This is a genomic window from Streptosporangium longisporum (assembly GCF_039534895.1).
GTDB lineage: Bacteria > Actinomycetota > Actinomycetes > Streptosporangiales > Streptosporangiaceae > Streptosporangium > Streptosporangium longisporum.
On sequence record NZ_BAAAWD010000031.1, the window covers coordinates 164,012 to 180,905 of the forward strand.

The 16,894-nt window shown below is 72.4% G+C and carries 16 protein-coding genes and 1 pseudogene; 5 read left to right on the top strand and 12 right to left on the bottom strand.

The window, feature by feature from the left end:
- Window positions 1-33 precede the first annotated feature (33 nt).
- Entirely contained in the window at window positions 34-393 is a 360-nt protein-coding gene (locus tag ABD832_RS40505) for a PRC-barrel domain containing protein (RefSeq protein WP_344907733.1), read from the bottom strand.
- Window positions 394-588: 195 nt separating this feature from the next.
- Between ABD832_RS40505 and ABD832_RS40510 the strand changes: the two genes are divergently transcribed.
- Window positions 589-1,182: a VOC family protein gene (locus ABD832_RS40510; RefSeq protein WP_344907738.1), complete on the top strand. Its 594-nt coding sequence runs from the start codon at window positions 589-591 to the stop codon at window positions 1,180-1,182.
- A gap of 140 nt (window positions 1,183-1,322) precedes the next feature.
- Window positions 1,323-1,955 carry a TetR/AcrR family transcriptional regulator gene (locus tag ABD832_RS40515; protein ID WP_344907743.1) on the top strand — a complete coding sequence of 211 codons (633 nt, stop codon included), beginning with the start codon at window positions 1,323-1,325 and terminating at the stop codon, window positions 1,953-1,955.
- A 26-nt stretch (window positions 1,956-1,981) separates the two neighbouring features.
- Here the strand turns inward: ABD832_RS40515 and ABD832_RS40520 are convergent, their stop codons facing one another.
- The 5 genes from ABD832_RS40520 to ABD832_RS40540 form a co-directional block, all read right to left on the bottom strand.
- Window positions 1,982-2,905, bottom strand: a complete 924-nt coding sequence (locus tag ABD832_RS40520; RefSeq protein ID WP_344907746.1) for an SDR family oxidoreductase — start codon at window positions 2,903-2,905, stop codon at window positions 1,982-1,984.
- Window positions 2,906-3,122: 217 nt separating this feature from the next.
- Window positions 3,123-4,268, bottom strand: a complete 1,146-nt coding sequence (rhaI, locus tag ABD832_RS40525; RefSeq protein WP_344907749.1) for an L-rhamnose isomerase — start codon at window positions 4,266-4,268, stop codon at window positions 3,123-3,125.
- 14 nt (window positions 4,269-4,282) lie between these two features.
- Window positions 4,283-4,600 carry an L-rhamnose mutarotase gene (locus tag ABD832_RS40530; protein WP_344907753.1) on the bottom strand — a complete coding sequence of 106 codons (318 nt, stop codon included), beginning with the start codon at window positions 4,598-4,600 and terminating at the stop codon, window positions 4,283-4,285.
- A gap of 154 nt (window positions 4,601-4,754) precedes the next feature.
- Window positions 4,755-5,843 carry a rhamnose ABC transporter substrate-binding protein gene (gene rhaS, locus ABD832_RS40535; protein WP_344907755.1) on the bottom strand — a complete coding sequence of 363 codons (1,089 nt, stop codon included), beginning with the start codon at window positions 5,841-5,843 and terminating at the stop codon, window positions 4,755-4,757.
- 244 nt (window positions 5,844-6,087) lie between these two features.
- On the bottom strand, window positions 6,088-7,290 hold the full coding sequence (locus tag ABD832_RS40540; protein ID WP_344907761.1) for an MFS transporter: 1,203 nt from the start codon (window positions 7,288-7,290) through the stop codon (window positions 6,088-6,090).
- A 59-nt stretch (window positions 7,291-7,349) separates the two neighbouring features.
- On the opposite strand from ABD832_RS40540, the gene ABD832_RS40545 reads away from it, so the two are divergent.
- Window positions 7,350-8,330 carry an ArsR/SmtB family transcription factor gene (locus tag ABD832_RS40545; protein ID WP_344907764.1) on the top strand — a complete coding sequence of 327 codons (981 nt, stop codon included), beginning with the start codon at window positions 7,350-7,352 and terminating at the stop codon, window positions 8,328-8,330.
- 34 nt (window positions 8,331-8,364) lie between these two features.
- Window positions 8,365-9,378, top strand: coding sequence for a zinc-dependent alcohol dehydrogenase (locus ABD832_RS40550; RefSeq protein WP_344907767.1), 1,014 nt, complete (start codon window positions 8,365-8,367; stop codon window positions 9,376-9,378).
- 58 nt (window positions 9,379-9,436) lie between these two features.
- Here the strand turns inward: ABD832_RS40550 and ABD832_RS40555 are convergent, their stop codons facing one another.
- The 6 genes and pseudogenes from ABD832_RS40555 to ABD832_RS40580 form a co-directional block, all read right to left on the bottom strand.
- Window positions 9,437-10,279 carry a carbohydrate ABC transporter permease gene (locus ABD832_RS40555; RefSeq protein ID WP_344907770.1) on the bottom strand — a complete coding sequence of 281 codons (843 nt, stop codon included), beginning with the start codon at window positions 10,277-10,279 and terminating at the stop codon, window positions 9,437-9,439.
- Window positions 10,269-11,246, bottom strand: coding sequence for a carbohydrate ABC transporter permease (locus ABD832_RS40560; protein ID WP_344907775.1), 978 nt, complete (start codon window positions 11,244-11,246; stop codon window positions 10,269-10,271). Before ABD832_RS40560 ends, ABD832_RS40555 begins: the two co-directional genes overlap by 11 nt.
- 1 nt (window position 11,247) lies before the next feature.
- Window positions 11,248-11,922: an extracellular solute-binding protein gene (locus tag ABD832_RS40565; protein WP_344907778.1), complete on the bottom strand. Its 675-nt coding sequence runs from the start codon at window positions 11,920-11,922 to the stop codon at window positions 11,248-11,250.
- 1 nt (window position 11,923) lies between these two features.
- Window positions 11,924-12,532 (bottom strand): annotated as a pseudogene (locus tag ABD832_RS42485) (ABC transporter substrate-binding protein); the annotation flags it as partial.
- Window positions 12,533-12,734: 202 nt separating this feature from the next.
- Window positions 12,735-14,342, bottom strand: a complete 1,608-nt coding sequence (locus tag ABD832_RS40575; protein ID WP_344907784.1) for an FAD-dependent oxidoreductase — start codon at window positions 14,340-14,342, stop codon at window positions 12,735-12,737.
- On the bottom strand, window positions 14,335-15,411 hold the full coding sequence (locus tag ABD832_RS40580) for a LacI family DNA-binding transcriptional regulator (RefSeq protein WP_344907787.1): 1,077 nt from the start codon (window positions 15,409-15,411) through the stop codon (window positions 14,335-14,337). Before ABD832_RS40580 ends, ABD832_RS40575 begins: the two co-directional genes overlap by 8 nt.
- 232 nt (window positions 15,412-15,643) lie before the next feature.
- Here ABD832_RS40580 and ABD832_RS40585 point away from each other — a divergent pair, with 232 nt between their 5' ends.
- Window positions 15,644-16,672 (top strand): glycoside hydrolase family protein, encoded by a 1,029-nt coding sequence (locus ABD832_RS40585; protein ID WP_344907790.1) that lies wholly within the window; start codon window positions 15,644-15,646, stop codon window positions 16,670-16,672.
- Window positions 16,673-16,894 lie beyond the last annotated feature (222 nt).

Below are 16,894 nucleotides of genomic sequence, written 5' to 3' on the forward strand. Positions count from 1 at the left end.
GGCTCCGGTCACCGCGGGGTGGAGAAGCGCCGGTCACCGCGAGGTGGAGAACCTGCCGTAGTAGCCGCCCAGCTCCTGGCGGTAGACGGCCTGCCGGTAGGTCGCGGCGTCGTACTCGGGCGCGTCCTGGATCTCCTGCCGGGTGCGGTCGACGTAGACCTTGCGCTCGTCACGGTCGATCCGGGTTACCGTGCTGGCCGGAAGCACGACCTTCCTGCCGGAGAGCCAGGAGCCGACGTCGGCGACGACGTAGCTGTCGTCGGTCACGTTGCTCTCCTCCTCCACCAGGCCGACCTTGCCGTCGACGGCCTCCACGTCGAAACCGATGACGCTCAGTGTCTCGTCGGGACCGTACACACCCTCGCGGTAGTTCCACAGTCCTTCGATCGTCATGCGGTGGCTCTCCTCATCGGCCGGGTGTCAGGGATCTTCCGCCTACCCGCGGTGGCGCGGGTAAACGGCCGTTTTCCTGGGACGGCGGACGTTCTCGCCCGGCGGCTCCGCGGACGCGACAGGCGGCCGCGAATGCTACTAGAATGTGATTCTAGGATTGGCCGGCCTCCCGGCCCCCGACCGCGAGGAGCCCACGTGCACGTCCCACCGGAATCGCCGGACCTCCCGGGCTCCCCGGCCTCCCCCGCTTCCCCCGACTCCCCTGCTTCCCCCGGCTCCCCGCAGGTCCCGGCGCTCCGGGGACTCGGCGCGGTCTTCGACCACACCGCCGTCGCGGCACCGCGGGTCAGGGACCTGCTGCCGATCTACCTGGACCTGCTCGGCGGGACGTTCCTCGGCGGCGGCGACCACCCCGGCGGGTACCGGGTGATGCAGCTCGCCTACCCGGGCGGCGGCAAGATCGAGCTGATGGAACCGCTGGCGGGCTCCCCCTTCTTCGACACCTTCTTCGAGCTCACCCGGGGACGGGGCGGCGTCCACCACCTCAACTTCCACGTGCCCGACCTCGATCTCGCCGTCTCCCGGCTCACCGACCGCGGGTACCGGCTGCACGGCCTGAACACGGGCGACCCGAGGTGGCGCGAGGTGTTCCTGCACCCCAAGGAGGCCCACGGCGTGCTGATCCAGCTCGCCCAGCGCGGGCCGCGCGACGACGAGCCCGTACCCCTCCTGGAGGACGTGCTCGCCGGGCGCGGGCGCGGCGGGAACGGGATCCCCAGCCCGGCCTGACCGCGGGACCGGGACACGACCGGCCGAGCCCACCGCCGAACCCGCCGCCGTCCCTGCAGCCGGCTGCAGCCGGGCACCGGCGCGACCGACGGCCTTTCCGTCCCGGACGGACGGCGCACGACAGAGCCTGAGAGGAACACATGACGCGCAAGCCCGGAGCCTGGGAGTGGAGCCGTACCGCACAGACCCGGACGAGCATGCTGGAGGCGGCCCGGCAGGTCTTCACCGAGCACGGTTTCGCCGACGCCGGGGTCGCCGACGTCGTCGAACGGGCCGGGCTGAGCGTGGGCAGCCTCTACCACCACTTCGGCGGCAAGACCGAGCTGTTCCTCGCGCTGTGGGAGAGGCACCAGGCCGAGCACGAGGAGAACGCCGCCTCCGCGGTGTCACAGGCGCGCCGCTCGGGCGTCCGCGATCCGCTGGAGTTGTTCGTGGCCGGGGCGCGGGCCTTCCTGGAGGGCTCCTGGGAACGGCGCGACCTGGCCCGGCTGTTCATGGACGGGGACGGGCCGCCCGGGTTCGAGCTGCTGCGCCGCACCCGCGGCCGCGAGTGGGTACGGCAGAACGCCGTCCTGCTCGGCGCGGGCAGCACCCCGCTGGACCGGCTCACCGTGGCGGTCCTGACGTCGGTCATCGGCGAGGCCGGCCGCGAGGTGGCCACCTGCGACTCCGCGGAGGAGGCCGGGCGGATCACCGAGGCGGCGATCGAGCTGATCCGCCGCCTGGACCCGCTGCGCGGCCCCCGGTCCGGGGGGCCGGACGAGGCAGGTTGAGGCCGGGTGAGGCAGGGTGAGGCCGGTCAGTCCTCGCGGCCGGGGATCGTGCCGTTCTGGAGCGCGTTGGGAGCCGCCCGCGCGACCAGGCCGGGGATCACCGCGCCGAGCTCGGCCGGGTCCCAGCGGGTGCCCTTGTCGACCTCGGGCCCGGCGTGCCAGCCCTCGGCGACGCTGATCACACCGCCCCTGACGTTGAAGACCCGGCCGGTGACGTCCCTGGCCTCCTCGCTGGCCAGCCAGACGGCCAGCGGCGCGACGTTCTCGGCCTGGAAGGCGTTGAAGTCGGTGGAGACCGGGCGCGGCCTGCCCGAGACCAGGTTCTCGGTCATCCGGGTGAGCGCGGTGGGGGCGAGGGCGTTGACGGTGACGCCGTACCGGGCCAGTTCCTGGGAGGCGATCACGGTGAGCGCGGCGATGCCGGCCTTGGCCGCGCCGTAGTTGCCCTGCCCGGGGTTGCCGTAGATGCCCGACGAGGAGGTGGTGTTGATGATGCGCGCGTCGACGGCGTCACCGCTCTTGAAGCGTTCGCGCCAGTAGGCGGCGGCGTGCCGGAGCGGCGCGAAGGTGCCGCGCAGATGGACCCGGACCACCGCGTCCCACTCGTCGATCGTCATGTTGACGAGCATCCGGTCGCGCAGGATGCCGGCGTTGTTGACCAGCACGTCGAGCGTGCCGTAGTGGTCGATCGCGGCCCGGACGAGCCGGCCCGCGCCGTCGAAGTCGGAGACGTCCTCGCCGTTGGCGACGGCCTCCCCGCCCATGGCCCGGATCTCCTCGACGACCTCCCCGGCCGGGCCCTCGGAGGAGCCCGTGCCGTCCACCTCGGCGCCGAGGTCGTTGACCACGACCCTGGCGCCCTGGCGGGCGAACTCCAGGGCGTGGCCGCGGCCGATGCCCCTGGCCGCCCCGGTGACGATCACCACCCGGCCCGACACGATGCCGCTCATCCGGCCTCCAATTTTAGAATCGAATTCTAATCGGAGCGTGTCGGAGAGCGCCGTCGATGTCAACGCCCGCGGGGACGCCGGTCCCGCCTCCGGGCGGCCCACGTCCGGGGCCGGACGGTCCTCGCCCGGGGCCGGACGGTCCTCGCCCGGGGCCGGGCGGTCCTCGCACCGGGGCCGGGCGGGACGGACGCGACGCCCTCCCGCCCGGCCCGGGGCCTCAGGCGCCCCAGCCGGCCTGCGTCCCGCCGACGCGCTCCTCGGCGATCTTCTCGAAGTAGCCCGACCGGGCGTAGGCCGCCATCGGGTCGGGGTCCAGGCCCGCCTCGGTGCGGATCTCGGCCAGCAGCGGCCGTACGTCGGTGTTGTAGGCGTCCATCACCACCGCGTTGGCCCCGAGCACGTCCCCGGCCGCCTGCGCCGCGGCCAGCGCCTCCCGGTCCACCAGCAGTGCCTTGGCCGTGGCCTCCTGCACGTTCATCACCGACCGGATCTGCCCGGCGATCTTCGGCTCGATGTTGTGGCACTGGTCCAGCATGAACGCCACGTCCTCGGTGAAACCGCCCCCGCCGATCACCTCGAACATGATCCGGAACAGCTGGAACGGGTCGGCGGCCCCGGCCATCAGGTCGTCGTCGGCGTAGAAGCGGGAGTTGAAGTCGAACCCGCCCAGCTTGCCCTCGCGCAGCAGGAACGCCACGATGAACTCGATGTTGGTGCCCGGCGCGTGGTGGCCGGTGTCCACCACCACCTGGGCCTTGGGGCCCAGCCTCAGGCAGTGCGCGTACGCCGTCCCCCAGTCGGGCACGTCGGTGGCGTAGAACGCGGGCTCGAACAGCTTGTACTCCAGCAGGAACCGCTGTCCCTCGCCCAGCCGCCCGTAGACCCGGTCCAGCGCCTCGGCCAGCCGGTCCTGCCGGGCACGCAGGTCGTCCTGGCCGGGGTAGTTGATCCCGTCGGAGAACCAGAGCTTCAGCGTGTCCGAGCCGGTGGCGTCCATGATGTCCACGCAGTCCAGCAGGTGCTCCAGCGCCTTGGCCCGCACCTTCGCATCGGGGTTGGTCACGCTGCCCAGCATGTAGTCGTCGTCCTGGAACACGTTGGAGTTGATCGCGCCGATCCGTACCCCCAGGCCGGAGGCGTGCCCGGCCAGCGCGGCGTAGTCGTCGACCCGGTCCCAGGGGATGTGCAGCGCGACCTGGGGTGCCACCCCGGTGAAGGCATGCACCTGGGCGGCGTCGGCCAGCTTCTCGAACGGGTCCCTGGGCACGCCGCGCTGGGCGAACACCTTGAACCGCGTCCCGGAGTTGCCGTACGCCCACGACGGGGTCTCGATGACCTGAGCCCGCAGCGAATCCTTGATCATTAATCGGTCCCCGATCAGTTGAGGTGGAAGACTTCCTCGAGCGAGACCATGCCCTCGTCCGGGCGGCCGTCGAGGCTCTCGAAGAACGGTGCCATCTCGGCCTGCCACCTGGCGTTGACCTCGGTCGCGGCCATGGCCGCGCGGGCCGCCTCGAAGTCCTCGGTCTCCAGGTAGCCGACCAGCAGCCCGTCCTCGCGCAGGAAGAGGGAGTAGTTGCGCCAGCCGGTGGCGCGCAGGGCCTCCAGCATCTCCGGCCAGACGGCCCGGTGGCGCTCGCGGTACTCCTCCAGGCGCTCGGGCCGGACCTTCAGCAGGAAGCAGACGCGCTGCACGACGTGGCCTCTCCTCGATGAGGCCCGCGCCCGGAGGTGCCGGGCGCGGGCGACGGTGGTCTCGGTGGTGGTGCGGTCTCGGTGGTGGCGTCTCGGTGGTGGTCTCGGGTGGTCGCGGGGGCGGTCGCCCGCGGGTCACACCGTGGCGGTGGTGTCAGAAGTCGAACTGGTCGATGTTGGAGGCGTCGAAGGTGAACGGCGGCCCGAGGATGATCTCACCGTCCTTGCCGACGGTCCGCTCGCCGAGCCTGCCGGCCTTGAGCACCTCGCCCTCGGCGCCGGTGATCTGGCCCGAGGCCAGCGCCGCGGCCGCGTAGGAGGCCAGATACCCCAGGTCCTTGGGGTTCCACAGCGCGAACTTCTCGACCGTGCCGTCCTTGACGAACTGGCGCATCTGGTTGGGGGTCCCCAGGCCGGTCAGCACGACCTCGCCCTTGTACTTCGACCCCGAGATGTAGCGCGCCGCCGCCGAGACGCCCACCGTGGTGGGCGAGATGATCCCCTTCAGGTCCGGGTACGCCTGCAGCAGTCCCTGGGTCTCCTGGAAGGACTTCTGGTCGTCGTCGTCCCCGTAGGCGACCTTGACCAGCTTCATGCCCTTGTGCTCGGGCCTGCCGAGCTCGTCCTTCATGAACTCGATCCAGGTGTTCTGGTTGGTGGCGTTCGCCGTCGCCGACAGGATCGCCACCTCGCCCTTGCCTCCGATCAGTTCCGACAGGAGCCTGACCTGGCTGCGCCCGACCTCCTCGGAGGAGGCCTGGTTGATGAACAGGTCACGGCACTCCTTGGAGGCGTCCGAGTCGTAGGTGACGATCTTCGCCCCCCTGGCCCGCGCCTGCTGCAGCGGCCCGCAGACCGCCTTGGCGTCGTTGGCCGCGATCAGGATCGCGTCGTGCCCCTGCTGGGTGAGCGTGTTGATGTACGACACCTGCGAGGAGGCCGAGGCGTCCGAGGGCCCCACCTCCTTGGCCTGCGCCTTGAACTCGGCCGCGGCCTCGATGCCCGCCTTGTCGACGATCGTCTCGTACGGGTTGTTGATCTGCTTGGGCAGGAAGGCGAGCTTGAGCCCTTCCCTGAGGGGCGCGTCCGGGTCGGCCGTGGCCGGGGCCGACGAGGCCGGAGCCGCCGGGGCTGCGGAGCCGGCCGAGTCCTTGGTGGTGCCGCCACCGCAGGCCACCAGCCCGAGGCCGAGCAGGCCGGCCACCAGCGCGGTCGGTACGGACCTTCGCGGAACAGTGAACATAAGCGCTTCCTCAACACCTCGCGGGCGAATCGGGCACGAGCTCAAAAACGATTTAACAACCTGAGCTGGACAGTAGAACCAAGCTCGACAGGGTGTCAATGGTGGGCGAAGATGCCGTTCCCTTAGCGTTACACCGTTCCCGTCCGCCGTGTCCCGGTCCCGCGGCGGGCCGTCCGGACCGGGCCGGGGCCGTCCCGGACCCGGCCCGTTGCCACGTCTCCGACCACACCGTCCCTGCGGCGGGTCACCCCCGGGACTGGACGTGCCCCTCGGCCGCGGCGTGCTCCTCCCGTCCCCGGCGCAGGCCGGGCGCCAGCACCAGCGTGACCGCGACCGACGCCACCGCCATCGCCGCCATCGCGACCGCGGGCGAGGTGAACTCGGCGACGGTGCCCGCGAGCGCTGCCGCGACCCCCTGCATGGCGAGCGTGCCCGAGGACTGCAGCCCGAACGCCTGCCCGCTCATCTCCTCCGGCGTGATCTCCATCAGGCGCTGCTGGAGCATCAGCCCGGCCGAGAAACCGGCCGAGGCCAGCGTGACCGCGGCCACCGCGACGGGCAGCGGCGGGGCGAGCAGGAAGACCAGGTACGGCACGGCCAGCAGCAGCCGCAGCGGGGTGGCCAGCCGCTCCCGCAGGCTCGGGGGGACGAACCTGCCCATCACGGTGTCCCCGGCGAGCATCCCTGCGGCGGCGAACGCGAAGAGCAGCCCGGCGTGCCGGGCGTCGTGGGAGACGTAGAGCGACTCGCAACCGACGATCAGCCCGTTCGGCACCCACAGGGCGAGGTAGACCCGGCGGCGCGCCCCCGAGGCCAGCAGCAGCCGGTTGGTCCGCCAGGTCTGCGTGATCGACGGCCGTCCGGCGACGCGGGGCGGCCGGTCACCGAGCCCCAGCCGTGCGACGGCCGCGGCGACCAGGTAGAGGCCCGCGCCGACGAGCAGGGTCGGGCGCGGGGACAGGGCGGCGACGAGCACCCCTCCGACGGCGAACCCGCAGATCTGCTGCACGCCCACGGACATGTTGATCACCGAGCGGCCGAGCAGGTACCCCTCCCGGGGAAGGATCTCGTTCAGCAGCCCGATGCGGACCCCGCCGCCCAGCGAGGCGGCCATTCCCTGGCCGATGACCAGGACGAAGAGCGCCCACAGCGGCAGTCCCGGCACGGCGAGGACGACGGTGGTCGCGCAGAAGACCAGCGCCAGCCCGGTCAGCGCGGCGCGGGGCCGCAGCCGGTCCGCCGCCGACAGCAGGACCATCGCCCCGAGCATCTGCGCGAAGGAGGAGCCGAACATGCTGAGCGCCGACAGCAGGGGCGACCGGGTGGCCGCGTAGACGAGCGTGCCCAGGGCCAGCCCGCTCACCGTCGAGGCGGCGACCTGCGCCGCGCCGGCCGCGAAGAGGAGGGTGAACTCGGGCGTCCTGAAGAGTTCCCGGTAGGTGCGCATGCCGGGAGTCTCGGCGGGCCGGTCACCGGGGCGTTAGAGTTTCGCGGGGAGGCGAAACGATGGGCTGGTGGGAGGTCAACGCCGACACCCTCGCGGGGAGCCGGTTCGTGGTCTCCCCCCTGGCCGAGGCCACCACGTGCCTGATCGCCCTGGAGCGGGCGAGGGCCGCGCATCCGGGTGAGCGCGGGTGGCTCGACGTCCACCTGGCCGGCTACCGGGCGCGCCTGGCCGGCGACCCGGTGACCGCGCTGCTCGTCCGGTCCGCGCTGGGGCGGAGCTGGATCGCCGACTTCCTCACCCCGGTCCCGGCGGGGGAGGGCTCCCCCGGCTTCGAGGAGGAGCTGGAGCGGGTACGGCGGACGCCGCCCGGGACCGCCCGGGCGGACCTGGAGACGACGCTGCGCAGACCGGTCCCGGAGGCGCTGCGCAGGTCCGACCTGCCCGAGCGCGCCGCCCGCCTGCTGGAGTGGGTGTGGGAGGAGACGGTGCTGCCGTACTGGCCCCGGCGGCGCCGCGTCCTGGAGGCCGACGTGCTGGCGCGGACCGACCGGCTGACCCAGGGCGGGTGGGCCGACGTGCTGGGCGGCATGCGCCCGGGGACGCGCTGGCTGGGCGGGAACCGGCTGCAGATCAACACGCAGGACAATCCGCCGCAGGAGCTGACCGGCGTCCGGCTGATGTTCGTCCCGGTCACCCGCGGCCACGGCTGGACCGCCTGGAGCGTTGGCACGCCGGTGCCGCGCTACGCCCTGGTCTACCCGTGCTCGGGCACGCTGGCCGAGCCGGACCGGACGGCCCCCGAGGCACTGGGCAGGCTGCTCGGCCCGGCGCGGGCCGGGGTGCTCGTCCTGCTCGGCACGCCCAAGAGCACGTCGCAGCTCGTGGCGCTGACCGGCCAGGGGCTGGGGTCGGTCGGCCGCCACCTGAGGATCCTGCTGGAGGCCGGGCTGGTCCGGCGGCGGCGCGCCGGCCGGTCGGTGCTCTACCAGCGCACGGCCGCCGGCGAGACCCTGGTGGAGGCGTCCGCGCCGGCCGGGTGAGTCCTCCCGTGACCGGCCCCCTAGGGTTGCCCTCGTGAGAGCGTTCGTCGTGACCGGTCCGCGCCGTTTCGAGGTGCTGGAGGTCGATCCACCGGTCCCGGGCCCCGGGCAGGTCGTCGTGGACGTGGAACGGGCCGGGGTGTGCGGCACCGACATGGAGATCTTCGGCGGCGAGATGAGCTACCTGCACGAGGGTCACGCCCGCTATCCGGTGCGGCTCGGCCACGAGTGGTGCGGGACGGTCTCCTCGGCCGGCGAGGGCGTCGACCCCGGCTGGATCGGCGTCCGCGTCACCGGTGACACCATGCTCGGCTGCGGCCGGTGCCGGCGCTGCCGGGCCGGGACGCACCACGTGTGCGAGGACCGCTTCGAGATCGGCATCCGCGGCGGGTGGCCCGGCGCGCTGGCCGAACGGCTCCCGGTGCCGGTCACCGCCCTGCACCGGCTGCCGGACACGGTCGGCGCGGCGGCCGGGGCCATGGTCGAGCCGGGCGGCAACGCGCTGCGGGCCGTCCGGGCCGCGGCCCTCGCGCCGGGTGAGCGGCTGCTGGTGCTGGGTCCCGGGACGATCGGCCTGCTCTGTGCCGCGTTCGCCCTGGCCCAGGGGGCCGAGGTGCACGTGCTGGGCCTGCCCGGCACGTCGCTGGAGTTCGCCCGCACGCTCGGCGTGCACGGCGCCTGGACCGCGGACCGGCTCCCGGACCTGCCGTTCGACGCCGTCGTCGACGCCTCCACCGCCCCCGGCCTGCCCGCCCTGGCCGCCGACCTGGTGGAGCCGGGAAGGCGGGTGGTCTACATCGGCCTGTCGCCGACCCCCAGCGCCGTGGACACCCGGACGCTGGTGCTCAAGGACGTCACGGCCGTCGGGATCCTCAGCGCCTCGCCGGGACTGGCCGGGGCGATCGAGCACTACGCCTCGGGCGCGGTGGACCCGCGACCGCTGGTGGCGGCCGTCGTGGGGCTGGAGGAGGTGGGCGAGGTCCTGGCCGGTTCCCGTCCCGCCGGGTCGGGCCCCGGGCCCAAGTTCCACGTCGACCCGCGCGCCTGACCGTCCTCGCCCACCGTGCCGACGCGCACCGATGCCCGGCCGTCAGCCCGTCAGCCCGTCAGCCCTTCAGGCCGGTGTGCGCCAGGCCCTCGATGAACTGCCGCTGGGCGAGGACGAACACCACCAGCACCGGCAGCGCCGTCATCGAGGCCGCGGCCAGCTGGACGTTCCACATCGGGCCGCCGTAGGCGTCGACGAACTGGGTCAGCGCCTGCGGCAGGGTGAACCTCTCCGGCGAGGAGAGGTACACGATCGGCTCCAGGTAGAGGTTCCAGCTGTGCAGGAAGGTGAAGATCGCCACGGCGCCGAGCGCGGGACGGGCGAGCGGCAGCGCGACCCGGTAGAAGGTGCCGAACCTGCCCAGCCCGTCCACCCGGGCGGCCTCCTCCAGCTCACCGGGGAGGCTGATGAAGAACTGCCGCATGATGAAGGTGGCCAGCACGCTGGGCGCGCCGAGGATCGGCACCAGGATCAGCGGCCAGTGGGTGTCGGTCAGGCCCAGGCCGTGGAACATCTGGAAGAGCGGGACGATGGTGACCTCGCTGGGGATGAGCAGCCCGAGCAGCACCACCACGAAGAGCACGTTCTGGCCGGGGAAGCGGATGCGCGCGAAGGCGTACCCGGCCATGGCCGCCACCGCCATGGTCCCGGCCGTGACGACCAGGGCGATGTAGAGGCTGTTGACGTACTGGGTGGCGAAGGGCTGGAGCCGGAAGACCTGCCCGTAGGCCGACAGGTCCCAGCCGGCCGGCAGCAGCCTCGGCGGGAACGCGAAGATCTCGGCGATCGGCTTGAACGACGAGGTGACCATCCACCAGGTCGGGAAGACGAACGGCACGCACAACACGCACAGCAGCCCGTACAGCAGCGTCTTCAGACGGACCGACGGCTCACGTTTCATTGAAGACCCACTTCCTGCGCATCCGCCACTGCGCGACGGTGAGCAGCGCCACGATCGCGAAGAGCAGGACCGACAGCGTCGCGCCGTACCCGAAGTGATGGAACTGGAAGGCCTGCTGGTACAGGTAGTAGACGAGGACGGTCGTGGACATGCCGGGGCCGCCCTGGGTGAGCACCGCGATCTGCGCGAACACCTGCAGCGACCCCACCACGGTGATGATCGAGGTGAGCAGGATGGTCGGGCTGATCAGCGGGACGGTGATCCGGCGGAAGCGGGTCCACGCCCCGGCGCCGTCCAGCTCGGCGGCCTCGTAGAGCTGTCCGGGCACGCCCTGGAGCGCGGCCAGGAACAGCACCATGTTCAGGCCGACGTTCTTGAGCACCTGGACGACGATCACCGACGTCATCGCGGTGCCCTCGCCGCGCAGCCAGTTGGGCCCGTCGATCCCGGCGACGCCGAGCAGGCCGTTGAGGCCGCCGTCGTCCTGCAGCAGGAACTGCCAGACGATGGTCCAGGCGACCAGCGAGACCACCACGGGCGAGAAGAACACCGTGCGGAAGAACGTGGTCCCGGCCAGGCGCTGGTTGAGCAGGATCGCCAGGACCAGGGCCAGGGCCAGGTTGAGCACCACCAGGCCTGCGGAGAACAGGGCGGTGCCGCCCAGCACCTCGCGCAGGTTCGCGTCGGCCAGCAGCCTGTCGTAGTTCTCCCGGCCCACGAACTCGAACGTCCCGGCCAGCACGTTCCACTCGTGCATGCTGTACCAGAACACCAGCCCGAGCGGCAGCAGCACGAACAGCGCGCTGCCCAGCAGCTGCGGGGCGATGAGCAGGTAGCCGACCAGGTTGTCGCGGCGGCGCACGGTCCAGAAGGACCGCCGGCCGCCCACGGACGGGTGCCCGGCACCCGCCGGCCGGGGCTGGACCCGGCCGGCGGTCACCGCGACCTTGGAGGCGGACGGGGTCACGTCATGTCCCCAGCATCGGCTTGATCTTGGCGCAGACCCCGGTCAGCACGGCCTTGACGTCGGCCTCGGGCCGCCAGAGCGGGTCGAGCGCGGCCCGGACGGTCTGGGAGAGCTCGGCCTGCCCGGTGTGGTTGGGCTTGACCACGCCCTTCTCGATACCGGCGATCACGACCTGCTGCAGCTGGGCGGGCTTGAGCAGCGGGTTGCTCTTGGCCAGGGTGTCCGCGGTGAGCTGGGAGGCCCGGGGCGGGGGGAAGTAGGCGGCGAGCTTGGCGGAGTTGGCGGGGTTGGTGAAGAACGCCAGGAAGTCGGCGGCGGCCGCGGCGTTCGGGGACTTCTTGAACACCCCCAGGCCGGCCTGGCCGATCACCGAGTACTCGCCCTTGGGCCCGGAGGGCAGCGGGACGAGGTCCCAGCCGAACGTCGCGTCCTGCAGCAGCGAGGCGCGGGAGATCTGGGTGACGGTCATGGCCGCGTCGCCCGCGAAGAAGTCGGCCGCGGTGCCGGGTCCGGGGAACGCCTTGTCGGTGAAGACGGCCCGGTGCAGGAACGTCATGGCCTCGACCATCTCGGGGCTGTCGAACCCGCAGGTCTTCCCGTCCTCGCTCCAGGCGCGGGCCCCCCCAGCCGCCCCACACCGTGGCGAGGTTGTCCCAGCCCTTGTAGTCGAAGTCACGGACGACCATGCCGGCCTTGCCGGTCCTCTCGGCGACGGCGGCGTTCTGCGCGACGACCTTCTCCCAGGTCCAGGTACCGTCCTTGATCATCTGGGCGGGGGTCTTCTGGCCGGCCTTCTTGAGCAGGTCGGTGTTGACGAACACGCCGAACGGCGAGGTGGAGAACGGGTAGGCGTACAGCCTCCCCTCGGCCTGCCAGAGCTTGACGGCCGAGGGGGTGAGGTCGTCGAACTCGTAGCCCGGGGCCTTCGACAGGGTCTCCTCCAGCGGCGCGAGCGCGCCCGAGGTGACGAAGTCCGGGGCCGAGCTCTCCAGGATCCAGGCCAGGTCGGGGGCGTTGCCACCGGCGATCTGGGTGGTCAGGGTGGTGGTGTAGGTCTCGAACGGGATGGGGTCGAAGGTGATTTCGCCGACGCCGGGGTGGGTCTTCCTGTACTCGGCGGCGATCTCGCCGAACAGCTTCAGGTGGGCCTCGTTGGAGGTCCAGATCGTCATGCGCAGCGGTTGCGGCCCCTGCGCCGCGGGGGCGCTCCCGGCGCCCTGACCGCACGCCGCGAGGGTGAGCAGCGCCGCCAGCGCGACGGCCGCGGGTTTTGCGGATGGTCTCATCGTTCGTTCTCCTTGCTGGGAATCCCCCGGCGGTCGTGGTGGGAGGCCCGTCGTCCGGCGGGCGGTGCGGCCTGCGGTGCGACCCGTGGCGCGGTCGGCGGCCCGGCCTGGGGCGTGGCCCGTGGCACTGTCGATGGCGCGGCCGGTGGCGCGGCCGGTGGCGCGGCCGGTGGCGCGGCCGGTGGCGCGGTCGGCGGCATGGTCAGTAACCCGTCACCTGCGGCCAGCGCAGTTCGACGCCGTCGCGGGTCAGCCGCCGCTGGAAGGCGGCGAGCAGCGCCTCGTCCCGGCGTACGGCGTGCGGGACGGTGTCGTTGTCCAGGCAGAAGGCGGCCAGCGCGCCGGCGGCCTCGCCGACGTTCCACTCCACCGGGTGCAGCCGGTAGGCGCCGTTGGTGATGTGGGTGGTGCCGATGTTCTTGGACGCGGGCAGCAGGTTGGTCACCCGCCGCGGGATCAGCGCGCCGAGCGGGATCTCGAACGGCGAGCTGGCCACGTCGATGTAGTTGTCGCCCCCGGTGGAGGGGTGCAGGTCGATGCGGTACATGCCCACGCCGACCGAGTCGGCGTAGCTCACCGCGCCCTTGTCGCCGCGCACGGCCATCGACAGGTCCTGCTCGGCCACGGTGTACAGGGCACGGATGCGGCGCGACTCGCGGATGTAGGGGGCCTGGGCGAGCCCGCCCTCGCCGCCGCCGGTGACGTCGCCGCGCAGGCGCAGGCCGGGGAAGCCGGTCCCGCCGTCCGCGCGGGGCGCCTCGGTCTGCATCCAGTACAGCACCGAGCGGGACAGCTCGCGGGCCGCGGCCACGTGGCCGGCCGCGTCCGGCACGTCGATGACCGGGCCCTCCAGGTAGTCGATCATCGGCCAGTTGACCAGGGTGATGTCGCTGGCGTAGGCGCCGTCGGCGAAGTTGCGCCGCGCGGCGATCCTGCGGAACGTCCACAGGTTCGCGTCCCCCGGGTTGAGGCGCTGGTCGGCCTCCACCAGCAGCGGGTCGTCGTCCGGGTTGGGGGTGAAGGAACGTTCCACGATCTCCAGCGTCCTGGGGTGCGGGCAGCGCCAGGACAGCAGCCGGTCGCCCCAGAAGCTCGGCTGGTAGCTCCTCCAGAAGTCGTAGGCGGCGGGCCGGTCGATGGTGTGGTCGCCGTCCACGTGGTCGATCGCGAAGCAGACCGACACGGCCTGCATGTTCATCGGCTGGGCCTCGGCGGGCGCGCTCGGCTCCCCGGTGTCGCCCTGCGACTCGAACCCGGTCACGTACTCGGTGCCGGTCAGCGGCAGCAGCTCGCCGGTCTCGGTGGCGTCCAGCACGTACGGCGCGACCACCGTGATCTCGCCGCCGCCGTCGCGGTGCGCCAGGCGCACGGCCCGCACCCGGTCGCCGTCGACGTCCGCGCCGACCGGCCTGTAGGGCTGGAGCACCCGCAGCCGCCCCGAGCCCCGGTACGGCGCGAGCATGGCCTCGATCACCGCGACCGCGACCCGGGGTTCGTGGCACAGGCGGCTGACGTGCCCGGCGCCGGGGTTCAGCTCGCGCCAGCCGCGCGACCGCTCGGTCAGCGGGTAGTGGTCGCGGTAGTAGCGCCGGATGCCCTCGCGCAGCGCCCGGTAGGAGGCGGTGACGCCGAACCGCTCCACCCAGGAGTGCTCGTCGGGCGGCACGGCCTGGCTGGTGAGCTGCCCGCCGAGCCAGTCGTACTCCTCGCTCAGGATCACGGTGCGCCCGGCCCGCAGCAGCGCCAGGGCGGCGGCGACGCCGCCCAGCCCGCCGCCGACGACCACGGCGTCCGCGGATGTCTCAACCACGTCGGTGGCCTCTTCCATCATCGTCTCCAACGTTCGATCGGTTCCGGATCGGGGCGAGCGTGGATCCTTCGACCAGCTCGCAGGCCAGCAGTTCCTGTGGTGTCCCGCCGCCGTTGCCCAGCAGCTCCGCCAGCAGCTCGACGGCCCTGCGGCCCATCTCGCGCCGGGGGATCCGGAACCCGGTGAAGTCGACGTCGACGTGGACCGGCCTGGTCGGCGCGCCCAGCGCGAGGACCGACAGGTCGCCGGGGATCGTCAGGCCCCGCTCTCCGGCCGCCTGCGTGATCGCCACGGCGTCGGCGGGTTCCTCAACGAAGATCGCGCTCGCCCGGGCGGCCGAGATGTCGTCCAGCAGCTCGCCGGGACTCCTGCCGGTCACCGGCACGTGCAGCCCCTCGGCCCCCACGGCGGCGACCGCCTCGCGGAAGCCGCGCATGCGGTCGGCCGGCGACTCGGCGCCCGCCCCGGTGCCGACGTAGGCCAGCCGCCGGTGGCCCAGCTCCACCGTCCGGTCGACCAGGGCGCGCACCGCGGGCGGGTAGTCGGCCCCCACGTACGGCACCGGGGCCCCGGCGTCGTCGCGGCGGCCGATGGAGACGAAGGGGATGCCCTCGGCCAGCAGCCGGGCCAGGTCGTCGCGGTCGACGGCGCGTCCGAGGAGCACGCAGCCGTCGGCCAGCCGCACCCGGCTGTCCTCGTTGAAGATCCGGCGCCGCTCCCCCGCGGCCCTGGCGCTGGTGAACAGCAGCAGGTCGCAGCCCATCTCCTCGGCGCACTCCTCGATGCCGAGCAGGAAGGGGTGGTAGAAGTCGGCGCTCGCGGTCGGGAAGACCGCCTCGTAGGTGAAGACGCCCAGGATGCGGTTGCGCCGCTCGGCCAGGCGCCGGGCCACCGGGTCGGCGACGTACCCGGTCTCCCTGATCACCCCCAGCACCCGCTCGCGGGTCTCGGGGGCGATGCGGACCTCGGCGTCGGTCCTGTTGTTCAGGACCAGCGACACCGTGGTCTGGCTCACCCCCGCCATGCGGGCGATGTCCTGCTGGGTGAGGCGGCGGCCGGGCGTGCTCACGATCCGTAGCGTCCCATCTGGTGATAATGCGCATTAGCTGAATGGGACGTCATCCTGCAAGCCGCCACCGGCCCCTGTCAAGAGAGGGAAACGGTTATTTCATCCGGGAAGACATCCCTGTGATAATTCGTATTAGCACCTTGACGGGCGGGCCGCCCTGGCCGAACCTCGGTGAGCAGAGAGATGACCTCACCATCACTCGTCGTGAGAGTTGCAGGCGAAGGGACCCCCCATGTCCGAACCCCTCCTGGACCGCCGCGGACTCCTGCGCGCGGTGGCCGGCGCCGGTGTCGCGGGAATCGCCGGAACGGCCGGCGGTCTCCTGCTGCCCGGCACCGCCTCCGCGCGCACCGGCACGGCCGCGCGGGCCGTCCTGGCCCCCGCCGGTTTCCCCGACTACCGCTACATCGGCACGGCCTTCGACAAGGCGGCCCTGCGCTACAACCCGACCAACGAGCTGATCTTCCCCTGCGTCCGGGGCATGTACGACAAGATCGCCCGCCCGCTGGGGCGTTACCACCTCTACTACGCCCCGCACGACGCTCCGGGCGGCATCTGCCTGGCCTACGGCGACGCGCTCGGCGGCCGGTTCACCGAGTACCCGAACAACCCGGTCATCTCCAACGTCTGGGCGCCGCACTACTCGGTCAGCCACGTCTCGTCGCCGCACATGATCTGGAACGCCGCCGAACGACGGTTCCTCATGTACTTCCACGGCGAGAACAACACCACCCGGCTCGCCCTGTCCCCCGATGGCGTGACCTTCACCTACCACGGCGTCGTGCTGACCACCGCGATGATCCCCGGCTCGACGGAGACCTCCTACGCGCGGGTCTTCGAGCACGCGGTGCCGGGCCTGGGCAACCGGTACGTCATGGTCTTCATGGGCGTCACCGGCGGCAAGCGCAAGATCTTCTGGGGCTGGTCGTCCGACGGCAGGAGCTGGGCGTTCGATCCGAGCCCGCTGGTCTCACCGGGCGGCGACGGCCAGAGCGACCTGTCCGGGCCGAGCCTGCTCAAGCGCAACGGCACGACGTACGTCGTCTACCACGGCAACAGCGGGAACATGTTCCTCACCGAGGTCGGCAACGCCTTCGACCGCGAGGTCCACCTCGGCGTCTTCCACCGGCCCCTGGCCGGTGCCCCCGACAACGGCCGCAGCGCCGCACCCTCCTTCGGCACCGACGGCGGCGTCGAGTACATGTTCTACGAGGCCGGGCAGCGCAGCGGATCGACGATCGCCGTCGCCCGCGCCGTCTGAGGAGGTGGATCGTCCGGGGCGAGGCGTCCGCCTCCTCCGGATTCCGCACCGCAGGGGCGCTTCTCCGCCCGGAAGGCGAGGGCCGCGGCCAGGCAGGCGACGGGGGCGACGGGCAGCACGAGCACGACGAGCAGGAACAGCGGCAGCGCGATCGTCCTGGTCAGCGCGGCCGCGGCGAACAGCAGGCCCGCTCCGGCGGCGGCGCGCGGACAACCGTGGCGA

Bases quoted from the DNA above. Each gene is read 5' to 3' on its own strand.
- ABD832_RS40520 (WP_344907746.1), bottom strand. From the start codon at position 2,905: ATGAGCGGCATCGTGTCGGGCCGGGTGGTGATCGTCACCGGGGCGGCC.
- ABD832_RS40540 (WP_344907761.1), bottom strand. From the start codon at position 7,290: ATGCGCACCTACCGGGAACTCTTCAGGACGCCCGAGTTCACCCTCCTC.
- ABD832_RS40545 (WP_344907764.1), top strand. From the start codon at position 7,350: ATGGGCTGGTGGGAGGTCAACGCCGACACCCTCGCGGGGAGCCGGTTC.
- rhaI (WP_344907749.1), bottom strand. From the start codon at position 4,268: ATGATCAAGGATTCGCTGCGGGCTCAGGTCATCGAGACCCCGTCGTGG.
- rhaS (WP_344907755.1), bottom strand. From the start codon at position 5,843: ATGTTCACTGTTCCGCGAAGGTCCGTACCGACCGCGCTGGTGGCCGGC.
- ABD832_RS40585 (WP_344907790.1), top strand. From the start codon at position 15,644: ATGTCCGAACCCCTCCTGGACCGCCGCGGACTCCTGCGCGCGGTGGCC.
- ABD832_RS40555 (WP_344907770.1), bottom strand. From the start codon at position 10,279: ATGAAACGTGAGCCGTCGGTCCGTCTGAAGACGCTGCTGTACGGGCTG.
- ABD832_RS40505 (WP_344907733.1), bottom strand. From the start codon at position 393: ATGACGATCGAAGGACTGTGGAACTACCGCGAGGGTGTGTACGGTCCC.
- ABD832_RS40515 (WP_344907743.1), top strand. From the start codon at position 1,323: ATGACGCGCAAGCCCGGAGCCTGGGAGTGGAGCCGTACCGCACAGACC.